15 protein-coding genes are annotated in these 13,439 nt (G+C 70.3%); 7 read left to right on the forward strand and 8 right to left on the reverse strand.

The features are described from left to right. The first annotated feature begins 89 nt into the window (after positions 1 to 89). From AB0H86_RS30270 to AB0H86_RS30280, 3 genes are read left to right on the forward strand one after another with little or no spacing between them, the layout of a single operon-like run. Positions 90 to 1,100: an AraC family transcriptional regulator gene (locus AB0H86_RS30270; RefSeq protein WP_362445688.1), complete on the forward strand. Its 1,011-nt coding sequence runs from the start codon at positions 90 to 92 to the stop codon at positions 1,098 to 1,100. Beyond that, entirely contained in the window at positions 1,097 to 1,819 is a 723-nt protein-coding gene (locus AB0H86_RS30275) for an AzlC family ABC transporter permease (protein ID WP_362445690.1), read from the forward strand. The genes AB0H86_RS30270 and AB0H86_RS30275 overlap by 4 nt, the downstream gene beginning before the upstream one ends. After that, positions 1,816 to 2,124, forward strand: coding sequence for an AzlD domain-containing protein (locus AB0H86_RS30280; RefSeq protein WP_362445693.1), 309 nt, complete (start codon positions 1,816 to 1,818; stop codon positions 2,122 to 2,124). Before AB0H86_RS30275 ends, AB0H86_RS30280 begins: the two co-directional genes overlap by 4 nt. Before the next feature lie 115 nt (positions 2,125 to 2,239). Here AB0H86_RS30280 and AB0H86_RS30285 read toward each other — a convergent pair whose 3' ends face one another. Beyond that, positions 2,240 to 3,184, reverse strand: coding sequence for a hypothetical protein (locus tag AB0H86_RS30285; RefSeq protein WP_362445696.1), 945 nt, complete (start codon positions 3,182 to 3,184; stop codon positions 2,240 to 2,242). An 80-nt stretch (positions 3,185 to 3,264) separates the two neighbouring features. Here AB0H86_RS30285 and AB0H86_RS30290 point away from each other — a divergent pair, with 80 nt between their 5' ends. Both AB0H86_RS30290 and AB0H86_RS30295 read left to right on the forward strand, forming a co-directional pair. After that, the gene (locus tag AB0H86_RS30290; protein ID WP_362445699.1) at positions 3,265 to 3,459 is read left to right on the forward strand and encodes a DUF3046 domain-containing protein; all 195 of its coding nucleotides are present in this window, start codon (positions 3,265 to 3,267) and stop codon (positions 3,457 to 3,459) included. Between the two features lie 93 nt (positions 3,460 to 3,552). Then, positions 3,553 to 4,818, forward strand: coding sequence for an AI-2E family transporter (locus tag AB0H86_RS30295; protein ID WP_362445702.1), 1,266 nt, complete (start codon positions 3,553 to 3,555; stop codon positions 4,816 to 4,818). Positions 4,819 to 4,886: 68 nt separating this feature from the next. Here AB0H86_RS30295 and AB0H86_RS30300 read toward each other — a convergent pair whose 3' ends face one another. After that, positions 4,887 to 5,666 carry a hypothetical protein gene (locus tag AB0H86_RS30300; RefSeq protein WP_362446121.1) on the reverse strand — a complete coding sequence of 260 codons (780 nt, stop codon included), beginning with the start codon at positions 5,664 to 5,666 and terminating at the stop codon, positions 4,887 to 4,889. A gap of 338 nt (positions 5,667 to 6,004) precedes the next feature. Here AB0H86_RS30300 and recA point away from each other — a divergent pair, with 338 nt between their 5' ends. Together recA and recX are read left to right on the forward strand one after the other, a co-directional pair. Continuing rightward, positions 6,005 to 7,132 carry a recombinase RecA gene (gene recA, locus AB0H86_RS30305; protein WP_362445705.1) on the forward strand — a complete coding sequence of 376 codons (1,128 nt, stop codon included), beginning with the start codon at positions 6,005 to 6,007 and terminating at the stop codon, positions 7,130 to 7,132. 3 nt (positions 7,133 to 7,135) lie between these two features. Beyond that, positions 7,136 to 8,050, forward strand: coding sequence for a recombination regulator RecX (recX, locus tag AB0H86_RS30310; RefSeq protein WP_362445708.1), 915 nt, complete (start codon positions 7,136 to 7,138; stop codon positions 8,048 to 8,050). 554 nt (positions 8,051 to 8,604) lie between these two features. Here recX and AB0H86_RS30315 read toward each other — a convergent pair. The 6 genes from AB0H86_RS30315 to AB0H86_RS30340 all read right to left on the reverse strand — a co-directional run bounded on the left by AB0H86_RS30315 (position 8,605) and on the right by AB0H86_RS30340 (position 13,434). Continuing rightward, on the reverse strand, positions 8,605 to 9,021 hold the full coding sequence (locus AB0H86_RS30315; protein ID WP_362446124.1) for a rhodanese-like domain-containing protein: 417 nt from the start codon (positions 9,019 to 9,021) through the stop codon (positions 8,605 to 8,607). 80 nt (positions 9,022 to 9,101) lie between these two features. Beyond that, positions 9,102 to 9,632 (reverse strand): cysteine dioxygenase, encoded by a 531-nt coding sequence (locus AB0H86_RS30320; protein ID WP_362445711.1) that lies wholly within the window; start codon positions 9,630 to 9,632, stop codon positions 9,102 to 9,104. 72 nt (positions 9,633 to 9,704) lie between these two features. Next, positions 9,705 to 9,791 carry a putative leader peptide gene (locus AB0H86_RS30325; RefSeq protein ID WP_310875732.1) on the reverse strand — a complete coding sequence of 29 codons (87 nt, stop codon included), beginning with the start codon at positions 9,789 to 9,791 and terminating at the stop codon, positions 9,705 to 9,707. Between the two features lie 146 nt (positions 9,792 to 9,937). Beyond that, positions 9,938 to 11,575 carry an FAD-dependent monooxygenase gene (locus AB0H86_RS30330; protein WP_362445714.1) on the reverse strand — a complete coding sequence of 546 codons (1,638 nt, stop codon included), beginning with the start codon at positions 11,573 to 11,575 and terminating at the stop codon, positions 9,938 to 9,940. Between the two features lie 288 nt (positions 11,576 to 11,863). After that, the gene (locus AB0H86_RS30335) at positions 11,864 to 12,769 is read right to left on the reverse strand and encodes an amino acid ABC transporter permease (RefSeq protein ID WP_362445717.1); all 906 of its coding nucleotides are present in this window, start codon (positions 12,767 to 12,769) and stop codon (positions 11,864 to 11,866) included. Further along, on the reverse strand, positions 12,766 to 13,434 hold the full coding sequence (locus AB0H86_RS30340; RefSeq protein WP_362445720.1) for an amino acid ABC transporter permease: 669 nt from the start codon (positions 13,432 to 13,434) through the stop codon (positions 12,766 to 12,768). The genes AB0H86_RS30335 and AB0H86_RS30340 overlap by 4 nt, the downstream gene beginning before the upstream one ends. Between the last annotated feature and the right edge of the window lie 5 nt (positions 13,435 to 13,439).

Raw genomic sequence — 13,439 nt, forward strand, 5'->3', positions numbered from 1 at the left:
TTGGTGGGGGTGACCGTCGCGCCTGCAGGTTTGGTGGGGGTGACCGGTCGCGCCTGCGGGTTCGGTGGGGGGTCGGGGACGGGACGGGGGTGTCCGTCCTCGGTCTGGCGCGGAATCGGTTTTTTGGTGACTGGGCGGTGTTGACGCGCCAGACGCTGCGGGCGGACACCCCCGTCCCGCCCCTTGCCGCCGTGTGCGGCTGTGCGCGGCTGTGCGTGGCGGAGAATGGTTGCATGGCGGGTTCGGGTGAGTTGGCGCGGCACTGGCGGTACGCCGAGTTGCCCGGGGTTGATCTGTTGCGGGCGCGTTATGTCCGGAAGGCCTTCGTGCGGCATACCCATGAGCAGTTCGTCATCGCTGCCATCGCTGCCGGGGTCGAGGTCTTTCACCATCGTGGGGCTGATCAGTACGTGGGGGCCGGGGCGCTGGCGTTGGTCAATCCGGATACGGCACACACGGGGCGGGCCGGGGTGCCCGAAGGGTGGCGATACGGGGCTGTGTACCCGTCGCCGGATGTGGTGGCCGAGATCGCCGCCGAGACCACGGTGATACGGGGGACGCCCGGGTTCGTCCGGCCGGTGCTCGATGATCCGTATGCCGTGGAGCTGGTGCATCAGGTGCTGCGGGCCGCCGAGGAGGGGAACGCGCTGGCCGCGGACACGCTGTTGCGGGTCGCCGTGACACGGCTGCTTCGGTTGAACGGCGGGGCGCTTCCACAGCGGGAGGTGCGGACGGCGGGTGGTCGGGTCGCGGCACGCGCGCGTGCCGTGCTGGAGGAGCGGATGGTGGAGCCGCCGACGCTGGAGAGGCTGGCCGGGGACCTGGAGACCAGTCCGTTCGCGTTGTTGCGGGCGTTCCGGGAGGCGTACGGGATGCCGCCCCATGCCTGGCTCACGGACGCGCGGGTACGGCGGGTGCGGCGGTTGCTGGACGCCGGGGCCGCGCCGGCGGAGGCCGCCGTCGCGGTGGGGTTCACGGATCAGCCGCATCTGAATCGGCACTTCACGCGGATCGTGGGTGTGCCTCCGGGGGCGTACAGGCGTGAGCGCAAGAACGTACAAGACGCTCGGGGCGGGCTGTACCTATCGTCCGGTGCGTGACAGAACAGACAGCTCTCGCGGACAAGCGTGACGGTGGAGGCAAGCCCGACTCCGCCGTCGTCAGGGACGCGCTCGGGGTCGGGGTGGCCGTCGGGCTCTCCGGGTTCGCCTTCGGGGTGACCTCGGCAGGGAGCGGACTCACGCTCCTGCAGACGTGTGCGCTCAGCCTCCTGGTGTTCACGGGAGCCTCGCAGTTCGCGCTGGTGGGGGCGCTCGCGGCGGGTGGAAGTCCGCTGACGGCCGCCGCGGGGGCGTTCTTCCTGGGGGTACGCAATGCCTTCTACGGGCTGCGGCTGTCGCAGTTGCTGGCCCTCCCGCGCGCGGTGCGGCCGTTCGCCGCCCAGTGGGTCATCGACGAGACGACGGCGGTGGCTCTGGCGCAGCCCACGCGGCGGAGCGTGCGGATCGGGTTCGCCGTGACGGGGCTCAGCCTGTATGTGCTGTGGAACCTCACCACACTGCTCGGCGCCCTGGGGGCCGAGGCCATCGGGGACACCGACGCCTGGGGGCTCGACGCGGCGGGGCCCGCCGTGTTCCTGGCGCTGCTGGCGCCCATGCTGAAGACCGGCGTCGAGCGGGCCGTCGCCGGGCTCGCTGTTCTCCTGGGGCTCGGCCTGCTGCCGGTGCTGCCCGCCGGGGTGCCTGTGCTGGCGGCAGCGCTGGCGGCGCCGGTCGTGCTGTGGGCGCAAGGACGCGGCGCCCGGGAAGGGGACCGATGAGCGTCTGGATCGCGATCGGTGTGACCGCCCTCGGGTGTTACGCCGTCAAGCTCGTCGGGCTGCTCGTGCCCGCCGGTGCCCTGGAGCGGCCTCTCGTGAAGCGTCTCGCCGCGCTGCTGCCCGTGGCTCTGCTGGCCGCTCTCACGGCCCAGCAGACCTTCGCCGACGGGCGGGGGCTGGTGATCGACGCCCGGGCCGCGGGACTCGCCGCGGCCGCCGTGGCGCTGGTTCTACGGGCTCCCTTCCTGCTGGTCGTCGCGGCCGCGGTGGTGGTGACCGCCGGAGTGCGGGCCTTGGGCGGGTGAGTGATGCGCAGGGTTGGCGTGTATGCCCTGGGTGACGCCTCCAGAGGCTGCCCTGTGCGTGTCTGTCCCCCTCGGCAGGGGCGCAGGGCCCTGCGGAGGGGCTGTATGCGCGGGGTCAGCTCACGGAGCGCTCGTACGCGCGCAGGGTGCGCAGTGCCTCGATCGTCACCATGGGGCGGGCCTCCAGGGCGGTGCCCGGAGCCCACTGGCGCCAGCGGATCGGCCAGCCGCCGTCCTCCTGCTGTTCGCCGGCCAGGAAGTCCAGGGAACGGGCCATCTCGTCGTCCGTGAACCACGCGCGCGCGAGTGAGGTCGGCGTCTTCGCGTAGTCGTACGGGAAGTGGTGCTCGCCGGGGGCGTAACCCGGCGCGACCGGGAACGCGTCGAGTCGGTCCGGGTCCAGCGCCACCAGTCGGTCCTCGCGTACCAGGCGGCCCAGACGGTCGGCGACCGCCTCCGCGCGCGGGCGGTCGGGAACGGAGTCCAGGAAGAGCACGGCGGCCTGGATCTCGTACGGGTGGGACCGCTGCATGGACTCCACCGCCTGCCAGCAGAAGTCCGTGGCCCGGAACAGCCAGGCGTGCCACACCTCGTTGCGGTGCAGGAGGCCCACCACCGGGCCGGTGGCGAGGAGTTCGCTCGGCGGGTCGTCCGGGATGGGGATGAACGGGGCCGCAGGATAGCCGCGCTGGCTGGGATGAATCGCCGGCAGGGCGCCCTCCGGTGTGGTCACCGAGGTCAGATACCGGCACACGCGCTCCACACGCTGTCCGCCGCAGCGTCCGACGGCGTCCAGGACCCGCAGGGCGTGGCCGGTGTGCAGCGGCTGGCTGACCGGGCCGCGCAGATCGGGCTCCAGCGCATGGCCGTACCCGCCGTCCGCGTTGCGGTAGGCGTCCAGCGCCGTCTCCACCGGGTCGGCGCTTCCGTTCAGGAAGTGGTAGGCGAAGAGACGCTGTTCCAGCACGCGCGCGGTGAGCCAGACGAAGTGCTCGGCGCGTGCGAGCGGGGAGCGCGCCGGGGGCGTCGGGGGGAGTGGGGAAGCTCCTGTTTCGGCCATGCGTCAGACCGTAGGGCGGAAAGCCGTCTCGGCAAGTGGTCCCGGCTCAGGCCCACCCTCAGGGGCGCGATACTTGATGCATGAGGTTGACGGTCTTCTGGCAGCGGATGGTGGATCACTTCGGTCCGGGCTACGCCGACACCTTCGCGCGCGATCACGTGATGGCGGAGCTCGGCGGGCGGACGGTGCACGAGGCGCTGGACTCAGGCTGGGACGCCAAGGACGTGTGGCGTGTGATCTGCACTGTCATGAACGTTCCGGGAGAAAGTCGCTGACCGGTCGTGAACGTTCCGTGGGAAGAGCACTGATCGATCACGAAGATCGCACGACGGCAGCCGATTGTCAGACATGTGGGCGAGACTTGCACCGTGGCACCCACTGACGAGACCGACCAGGACAACCAGCAGGCATCCCCGTTCGGCACGACGCCGCCCACCCGGCCCCCGGCCGCCGGCGGTGCCGGGGCGAACGCCCGCATGCCTCGCTGGCTGCCGCGCGCCATGGTGCTCGCTCTCGCTCTCATCGCCGTGTTCCAGCTGGGCAGTTGGGCCTTCCATCAGCTCACCGGTCTGCTGATCAACATCCTCATCGCGTTCTTCCTGGCCCTGGCCATCGAACCCGCGGTCAGCTGGATGTCCTCGCGCGGTGTGCGCAGGGGCCTGGCCACCTTCCTCGTGTTTCTCGGCGTGCTCATCGTGGCCGCCGGCTTCGTCACGCTGCTCGGCTCGATGCTCGCGGGTCAGATCATCAAGATCGTCGAGGATTTCCCGGACTATCTCGACTCGGTCATCCACTGGATCAACACGCACTTCAACACCGACCTGAGACGGGTGGATGTCCAGGAAGGGCTGCTCAAGTCCGACTGGCTGCGCAACTACGTCCAGAACAGCGCCACCGGCGTTCTCGACGTGTCCGCCCAGGTGCTCGGCGGGCTCTTCCAACTGCTCACGATCGCGCTCTTCTCGTTCTACTTCGCCGCGGACGGGCCCCGGCTGCGGCGCACGATCTGCTCCGTCCTGCCGCCCGCCCGACAGGCCGAGGTGCTGCGTGCGTGGGAGATAGCCGTGATCAAGACCGGCGGCTACATCTACTCGCGCGGCCTGATGGCGCTCATCTCCGGAGTGGCGCACTACGTCCTGCTCGAGGCTCTGAGCGTGCCGTACGCGCCTGTGCTCGCCGTCTGGGTGGGTCTGGTCTCGCAGTTCATCCCCACCATCGGCACCTACCTCGCGGGCGCCCTGCCCATGCTGATCGCCTTCACGGTCGATCCCTGGTACGCGCTGTGGGTGCTGATCTTCGTCGTGATCTACCAGCAGTTCGAGAACTACGTGCTGCAGCCCAAGCTGACCTCCAAGACCGTCGACATCCACCCCGCGGTCGCCTTCGGCTCGGTCATCGTCGGTACGGCCCTGCTCGGCGCCGTCGGCGCACTGATCGCCATCCCGGCGGTCGCCACCCTCCAGGCGTTCCTGGGGGCGTATGTGAAGCGGTACGACGTCACGGACGACCCCCGGGTGCACGGGCATCGGAGACGGGGAGCGGGAGCGGGGCTGTTCACGCGCGCGCGTGCGCTGTGGGGGCGGCGGCAAGGGGTACAGGACTCGGGCGACGGCTCTTCCGAGGGGGGCACTTGAGGTCGGGGTCGGTGGGACCGGTGCGTGAGGCCGGGCAGTACGTGAGGCTGGTCAGTACGTGAGGCTGGTCAGTAAATGAGGCCGGCCCAGATCCCGGCGCCGGCGACTGCGACGGCGTAACAGCCGACGGCCGCGGTGACGATCCGCCGCCTTGTCGTCTCGCTCCAGGACGTGCGCGACAGCAGCCAGGCCAGTGCCGGTAGAACGAGGACGGCGTGCAGGCTGACCCCGTGCAGCGGCTTGAGCGGGGCCGTCGAGTGGTACGCGGCCTCCTGATGGCCGGTGCGGGTGAGCACGACCCCGCGCGCGATCATCGCGGCGCCCAAAGCCAGGGCGACGAGCAGGATCGCGAACCCGGATCGCACAGCCAGGGCCATCCCCGTGGGCCCCGCGGGCCGGTGCCGGAACGACGCGAGCGCGAACACGGTGAGCAGCACCACGAGGACGCCGCCGCCCACTGCCAGCGTCATGGACACCACCGTGTCGAACGGTGTCTCCATGTCGAGGTGTGAGGGAACTCTCCGCCACGCCTGGAGGGTGATACCGCCGACCTCCACGACACAGTCCGCGGCGAACACGAGCAGCAGCGCCGTGCGCAGCCGCGGCTCCACGCGTACGTACGACGTGACCCAGGTGACGGCGATCAGCGTCAGCCCGAAGGACAGCCCGAACGTCACCGGCTTGCGCCAGGAGACCGGCCCGCTCCAGGGGCCGCCGTCGACCGCGAACACCACCAGATGGAGGAGACCGGAGAGGGCCAGGAGGAGGGCGGTGGTGTGGCAGAGGCGTTCGGCCCGGCGTACGACGGGCGCCCATGGATCAAGTGCCGGTGATCTTGTCCGTGACATGGGCGCGGGCGAAGTGTTCTCCATGCCCAAAGGGTGGCGAGATCGCTCCGCTCCGTCGTCGTCCCGTCGAAGACACCTGTCGTACACCGTGGGAAGCAGCGGGGACGGGAGGCACCCGTGGAGTCTCGGGAGTGCCGGGTGGTGCGCTTGACACGAAAATCGAACATCCATTCTTATGGAGGTTCCGGCGAACCTCTCGGATGGGCACTTCACCATGGTTTGGGTGGAGATGGGCCCGAGTTATCCACAGGTCGGACGAGCGTCGGGACGCATTGTCAGTGGCAGGCGTTAGCGTCTTTGACGTGAAGCGATCGACTCAAGCAAATCGGGTGGAACCCATGGCAGGTACCGACCGCGAGAAGGCCCTGGATGCCGCACTCGCACAAATTGAACGGCAATTCGGCAAGGGCGCGGTCATGCGCATGGGCGATCGATCGAGGGAGCCCATCGAGGTCATCCCGACCGGGTCGACCGCGCTCGACGTGGCTCTTGGCGTCGGTGGTCTGCCGCGCGGCCGCGTCATCGAGGTCTACGGACCGGAGTCCTCCGGCAAGACGACCCTGACCCTGCACGCGGTGGCGAACGCCCAGAAGGCCGGCGGCCAGGTCGCGTTCGTGGACGCGGAGCACGCCCTCGACCCCGAGTACGCGCAGAAGCTCGGCGTCGACATCGACAACCTGCTCCTGTCCCAGCCGGACAACGGCGAGCAGGCCCTGGAGATCGTGGACATGCTCGTCCGCTCCGGCGCCCTCGACCTCATCGTCATCGACTCCGTCGCCGCGCTCGTCCCGCGTGCGGAGATCGAGGGAGAGATGGGCGACAGTCACGTGGGTCTGCAGGCTCGTCTGATGAGCCAGGCCCTGCGGAAGATCACCAGTGCGCTCAACCAGTCCAAGACCACCGCGATCTTCATCAACCAGCTCCGCGAGAAGATCGGCGTGATGTTCGGCTCCCCGGAGACCACGACCGGTGGCCGGGCGCTGAAGTTCTACGCCTCGGTGCGCCTTGACATCCGTCGCATCGAGACGCTGAAGGACGGCACCGACGCGGTCGGCAACCGCACCCGCGTCAAGGTCGTCAAGAACAAGGTCGCGCCCCCCTTCAAGCAGGCCGAGTTCGACATTCTTTACGGCCACGGCATCAGCCGTGAGGGCGGCCTGATCGACATGGGCGTGGAGAACGGCTTCGTGCGCAAGGCCGGCGCATGGTACACGTACGAGGGCGACCAGCTCGGCCAGGGCAAGGAGAACGCGCGCAACTTCCTGAAGGACAACCCCGACCTGGCCAACGAGATCGAGAAGAGGATCAAGGAGAAGCTGGGCGTCGGAGTGCGGCCGGAGGAGCCGACGGCCGAGCCGGGCGCGGACGCCGCGGTCTCCGCCCCCGCGGACGACGCCGCGAAGACGGTGCCCGCCCTGGCGGCGGCCAAGGTGGCCAAGACCAAGGCCGCGGCAGCCAAGAGCTGATCCGTGACACGGCGAACCGACTGGGCCGAGTACTCATACCCGGACGCCCCGCGGGAGCGCGGTGGAAGAGGCGTCCGGGGCTCCACCGGACAGAGCGGCGGCGACCCTGCCCACGGTATGGACGCCCACGGTATGGACGGGGACCACGCCCGCGCGGCGTCGTACGGCACGAACGGGTCGTACGACGGAGAGGCGGGCGGCGAGCCGCGCGGTGGACGGTGGCCCAACACGCTGGAGGACGGGCCGGACAGCGACTCGGCATTGGGTGAAGATTCGCCCGGGCTCAGCTCGCGCCCCAGGGGCGGGGCACGTGGCGCGGGCGGCTCACGCGGGCGCCGTCGGCGCGGCCGCGCGGAGTCGTCCGGTGAGGACGGGGGTTCCTCCTTCTCGTCGAGGGCCGAGAAGGAGGAACCCTCAGCGGACCCGGTCGAGCGGGCACGGGCGATCTGCCTGCGCCTGCTCACCGGGACCCCGCGTACGAGGAAGCAACTCGCGGACGCCCTGCGCAAGCGGGAGATCCCGGACGACGCCGCCGAGGAGGTGCTGTCACGGTTCGAGGAGGTCGGCCTGATCAACGACAGCGCGTTCGCGGACGCCTGGGTGGAGTCCCGGCACCACGGCCGAGGGCTCGCCCGGCGCGCGCTCGCCCAGGAACTGCGGACCAAGGGCGTCGACTCCACGCTGATCGACGCGGCCATGGCACAGCTCGACTCCGAGCAGGAGGAGGAGACCGCCCGCGAGCTCGTGGCCCGCAAGCTGCGCTCCACCCGTGGCCTCGACCGGGACAAGCGTCTGCGCCGCCTGGCGGGCATGCTGGCCCGCAAGGGCTACCCCGAGGGCATGGCCCTACGGGTGGTCCGGCGGGCACTTGAAGAGGAGGGCGAGGAGACGGAGTTCCTCGGGGACGAAGGGTTCTGAGGGGTGTCGCCGCCGACAGCCGGTTGGCCCGGTCCTCCTCGGCATCTGATGACGCGTGGCTGTCGTGGTCAGTGCGGGCCAGGCCTTGTGACCGAGGGAGCGCACCCGTGGTGATTGCGTTGATTCCGCGACGGGGGCGTTGCCGTCGCCCCGGCTCATGAGGGCGATCACCCTGATGACAGCGACCCGGGCCCGTCGGCCAGGCGGGCGCCAACTCCCCGCGGGCAACGAGACCACCGCCACGCCTCCGACCGCGCCGACCTCGGCGCTGACGGATCCGGACCGGCCCGCGGTCAGTGTGTGCAGTCGCCGGTCGCCGGTCGCCGGATGCCAGCGCCGGTCGACCCGCTCGGACGTCGCCCGGCGCAGCCACGTAAGCAGGTCCTCCGTGATGTCGCACACGGTCGGCGGACGCCAGCCCGGGATCCGCCACCAGCGGAGTTCACATACGTCACTTCGCCAAGTGACGCACGAACACTGACGCACTCACGCACCTACAACGACGCGCCCGAGACAGCCTCGACCCCGGCCATCCCGGCACCCCGACGCCCCTCCTACAACGTCGTCGGAAGCCCCGCCGCCTTCCACGCCTGGAACCCCCCGACCAGATCGGTGGCCCGGCGCAGGCCCAACTGGTGCAGGGACGCGGCCGCCAGGCTTGAGGCGTAGCCCTCGTTGCAGATGACCACGACACGCAGGTCGTGGCTCGTGGCCTCGGGGGCGCGGTGGCTGCCTCGCGGGTCGAGGCGCCACTCCAGTTCGTTGCGTTCGACGACGAGGGCTCCGGGGATCAGCCCGTCCCTCTCCCGTAGAGCCGCGTACCGGATGTCCACCAGCAGCGCGTCCCCGGCCAGGACGGCGTCGTACGCCTCCCGCGCCTCGATGCGCTCATAGCCCTCGCGTACCCGCTCCAGCAAATCGTCGATGCCGACGGGCTGCTCACCCGGGTCACCCGCCCGCCGGTCCTTCAACTCGTCGACACCGAGCGGCCGTTCACCCGTGCCGCCCGTCTGCGGTATGTCCGTAACGCTCACCGCTGTGTCCGCCCGGCTCACTGCCAGTCCTCCGGGCGCTCCACCTGCTCCAGCCGCAGGACCGGACCGCTGCGGCTGTAGCGGCGGATCAGTGGCAGGGGCGGGTAGTAGGCGTGGACGGAGATCGCGTGCTGTTCGGGGGATTCGTTGAGGACCTCGTGGACGTGATGGTTGCCGAAGGCGCGGCCCTTTCCGGCCGGCAGTCGGCGTTCGCGGTCCACGTCCTCGGCGAGTTCCAGGGTCTTCCAGCCGTCGGTGGGCAGCCGGGCGGCGAGGGAGTTCTCCTTGAGTTCACCGGCGGCGATCACGAAGGCGCCGACCGAGTCGGCGTGGTCGTGCCAGCCCGTGCCGCTGCCGGGCGGCCAGCCGATCAGCCAGGCCTCGCTGCCGCCAGGTCCCTCCAGCCGCACCCAGGTGCGGCCCTCCGGGTCGAGGGGCAGCGAGTCGACCAACTCGGCGTCGGCGGCCGTACGCCGTACGAAGTCGAAGAGTTCCGCCTGCGTCGGGGCGGAAAGAGCGGCAACAGAAGGGGATGAGGACACGGGCACCGTCCTGAGGAGCGTTCGCGTGGGAGCGCGCTACAGCACGGAGGCGGAGCGCGCGGGAAGAGGGATGCGAATTCAGCAGGACGGGCGACACACGCAGCCCGCATAGCGGATGAGGTCCATATGGACCCTCCGCCACAGGCGCACACAGGTGTCGGTCATGATCCGGAGTACACCATGCACGTGCCGACCGGTCAACTCATTGTCACTATGTGGACGCACAGTGATGGCGAACACGTACACGCCCGAACGACGTGCCCGACCGCCGACCACAGGCGCGAAGCGTCCGTTCGCATCCCTCGCGTACCTCAGCGCGCCCCGGCCCCCGCCCCCGCCCCGGCCTCCGCCTTGGCGGGCCCGCCGAGAGCAGCCTCGGCCGCCGCGTACAGGTCGGCCGGCCGGACCCCGGTGAGCGCCGCGACGAGGTGACCGTCCGGTCGTACGAGAAGGACGGTGTGGGGGGCCGCGCCCGGGTACTCCTCCGCGACCAGCAGTTCCGCGGTGTGCGGCAGCGCGGTCACCGCGGCCGCCAGCCGGGGCATGATCCCTGCGGTGACCCAGTGCTTGCGCTCCCACACTCCGGTACCCGGCGCGATCAGGACGACGAGCAGTGCGCCGCGTCCGAGGCGGTCCCTCAGCTGTACGAAGGAGCCGTCCTCAGCCGTCACCCGCACATCGGTGACGGGCGCACCGGGCGCCGTGTCGAGAGGGGCCTCTGCTTCGAGGTGTCGAGGGGCGAGCGGTGAGTCGGTGTACGCCCCCGGCGCACCCAACGCTGCGCGCCCCAAGTGGCCGTCCGCGAGCAGTGCGTCGTGGCCGCGTGCGGAACCGGGGACGTAGGCGCGTAGGGCCCCGCCGCCACGCAACAGCGGCAACGCCTGATCGGCGGCGCGCAACCGGGCGGCGATGACCGCGCGCCGTTCCGCCTGGTAGCTGTCGAGCAGCGCCTCGTGCGGCCCGTGGTGCCAGGCCAGCGCCAGCTTCCAGGCGAGGTTGTCGGCGTCCCGGAGCCCCTCGTCGAGCCCCTGCGTGCCGAGCGCGCCGAGCAGGTGTGCCGCGTCCCCGGCGAGGAAGACCCGGCCCACGCGCCACCGCCGGGCCACTCGGTGGTGGACCGTGTGGACGCCGGTGTCGAGGAGTTCGTAGGGCGGTGTCGGACCGTCGGTCCAGCCCGCCAGGGTTTCCCGGATGCGAGCCACCAGCAGTTCGGGCGTGACGAGGTCCTTGCCCGGCGGCAGCAGCCAGTCCAGGCGCCACACCCCCTCGGGCAGGGGGCGACCGGTGATCTCGCCGGTGGAGGGGCCGGTGGTGCGCCACGGGGGCATCCGGTGGAGCAACGCCTGGTCGGGCCGGGGGAGTTCCGCGCGCAGGGCGGCGACGGCGTGCCGTTCCACCGCCGTACGGCCCGGGAAGCGGATGTCCTGGAGCTTGCGGACCGTCGAACGGGGGCCGTCGCAGCCGATCAGGTAACTGCCGCGCCACCAGGTGCCCTTGGGGCCGCGGGTGTGGGCGGTGACGCCCGAGGGCTCCTGTTCCACGCCGTCGAGGCGGCTGTCCACGGCGATCTTGACGAGTCGTTCGCGGGCAAGGGCGGCGCGCAGGGCGCCGGTCAGCACGTGCTGGGCGATGTGCAGGGGGGCGGGGCCGGCGTCGAGGAAGGGGTCGGCATCGGTGGCCGTCTCGCCGAAAGTGACCTCGCGCATCACCTGCTTGCGCCGCATCGACCGCCATCCGGCCCAGTGGACGCCGTGCTCGGCGAGCCGTACGCCGGTCAGCCGCTCCACCAGGGCGGCGCTGTCCTCGCGCAGTACGACGGTGCGCGCGAGGCGCTGTTCGTCCTTGCCCCGGCCCTCGTCGAGAACGACGGACGGCACTTCCTGACGCGCCAGCGCAAGGGCGAGCGTGAGCCCCACGGGCCCCGCTCCGACGATGATCACCGGGTCCACGGCGCGACGCCCCCTGCCCGCAGCGGCGTCCCTGGGGATGTGGGTGAACAGGAGGTTGGAGCAGGGTGCACGATCACAGAACGTATGCAACCCATTGCCGAAGCTTGCGTCAAGTGACGACGACGGTTGCCCCGGCGTGCCGCCCGACGCCGTGCGGCGTCCATGCGGGCGCCGCCCCGGGCGCGTGCGTGCCGCGGCAGTCGAAACAGAACGTCGGAGGCAGTGGCGATCTCGCCACTGCCTCCGTGCAGTTCAGGTCATGTCATGTGACGGCCCATCACATGTCCGTCAAATGGAGCCACCGGCGCCCGCTCCGAAGCCTCCCTGCACCGCCGCCGGGTTCACCTCCACGTTGTCCTCGCCGAGGACCACGCCGGTGCCCTTCTTGCTGCGCCGCAGACGGCGTTCCAGCCAGCTCGCGAAGCTGGTGAGGAGGAAGTTGAGCACGATGTAGATGATGGCCACCACGATGAAGCTGGGGATGACGTTGGCGTAGACGGCCGCCAGCGTCTGGCGTGCGTTGAGCAGCTCGGTGAATCCCAGCATCACGCCGCCCAGCGCGGTGTCCTTCACGATGACGACGAGCTGGCTGACGATGGCCGGCAGCATGGCGGTGACGGCCTGCGGCAGCAGGACACTGGTCATCGTCTGCCCCTTGCGCAGACCGACGGCCATGGCGGCCTCCGACTGCCCCTTGGGCAGGGAGAGGATGCCCGCCCGGACGATCTCGGCGAGGACCGACGCGTTGTAGAGCACCAGGCCGGTGACGACCGCGTAGAGGGGCCGTTCGTCGCTGCTGATGCCAGAGGAGCGGACATAGAGCTCGTTGGCGAACAGCATCAGCAACAGGACGGGGATCGACCGGAAGAACTCGACCACCGTGCCGGCCGTGCCCCGCACCCATCGGTGGTCGGAGAGGCGCGCGATGCCGAAGAACGCGCCCAGCGGGAGGGCGATCACCATGGCCAGCGCCGCGGCCTTCAACGTGTCGGCGAGGCCCGGCAGCAGATACGTCGTCCAGGCCTGGGACTGGGTGAACGGCTTCCACAGGGCCCACGTCAGCTGGTTCTTTTCGTCCATCGTCTGCCAGACCCACCACAGGAGCAGGGCGAGCAGGACGAAGAAGACCACCGAGAAGAGCACGTTGCGCCGCTTGGCGCGGGGGCCCGGAGTGTCGTAGAGAACGGAGCTCATCGCTTCACCGCCAGTCGCTTGCTCAGCCAGCCGAGGATGAGGCCGGTGGGAAGGGTCAGCACCACGAACCCGAGGGCGAACACCGCGCCGATGGCCAGCGTCTGTGCCTCGTTCTCGATCATCTCCTTCATCAGGAGGGCAGCCTCCGCGACACCGATCGTGGCCGCCACGGTGGTGTTCTTGGTCAGCGCGATCAGCACGTTGGCCAGCGGTCCGATGACCGAGCGGAAGGCCTGCGGCAGCACGATCAGGCGCAGGACCTGGCTGAAGCTCAGGCCGATCGCGCGTGCCGCCTCGGCCTGCCCGACGGGCACGGTGTTCATACCGGAGCGGATCGCCTCGCAGACGAACGCGGCGGTGTAGCCGACCAGACCGAGAACGGCCAGCCGGAAGCCCTGGGCCTCGAAGTCGTCGGACGCGCCCATCGTCATGCCGAAGATGTCGGCGAGACCGAGCGAGGTGAAGACGATGATGACCGTGAGGGGGATGTTCCGGACGATGTTCACGTAGGCGGTGCCGAACCCGCGCATGAGCGGGACCGGGCTGACCCGCATCGCGGCGAGCAGGGTGCCCCAGACCAGGGAGCCGAGGGCGGAGAGGGCGGTGAGTTTCACCGTCATCCAGAACGCCCCGAGGACGTCGTAACCTTCAAGAAAGTCGAACACGATCT

The organism is Streptomyces sp. NPDC050997, assembly GCF_040660135.1.
GTDB lineage: Bacteria > Actinomycetota > Actinomycetes > Streptomycetales > Streptomycetaceae > Streptomyces.

Bases quoted from the DNA above. Each gene is read 5' to 3' on its own strand.
- AB0H86_RS30300 (WP_362446121.1), bottom strand. From the start codon at position 5,666: ATGTCACGGACAAGATCACCGGCACTTGATCCATGGGCGCCCGTCGTA.
- AB0H86_RS30285 (WP_362445696.1), bottom strand. From the start codon at position 3,184: ATGGCCGAAACAGGAGCTTCCCCACTCCCCCCGACGCCCCCGGCGCGC.
- AB0H86_RS30325 (WP_310875732.1), bottom strand. From the start codon at position 9,791: ATGACCGACACCTGTGTGCGCCTGTGGCGGAGGGTCCATATGGACCTC.
- AB0H86_RS30280 (WP_362445693.1), top strand. From the start codon at position 1,816: ATGAGCGTCTGGATCGCGATCGGTGTGACCGCCCTCGGGTGTTACGCC.
- AB0H86_RS30335 (WP_362445717.1), bottom strand. From the start codon at position 12,769: ATGAGCTCCGTTCTCTACGACACTCCGGGCCCCCGCGCCAAGCGGCGC.
- AB0H86_RS30290 (WP_362445699.1), top strand. From the start codon at position 3,265: ATGAGGTTGACGGTCTTCTGGCAGCGGATGGTGGATCACTTCGGTCCG.
- recA (WP_362445705.1), top strand. From the start codon at position 6,005: ATGGCAGGTACCGACCGCGAGAAGGCCCTGGATGCCGCACTCGCACAA.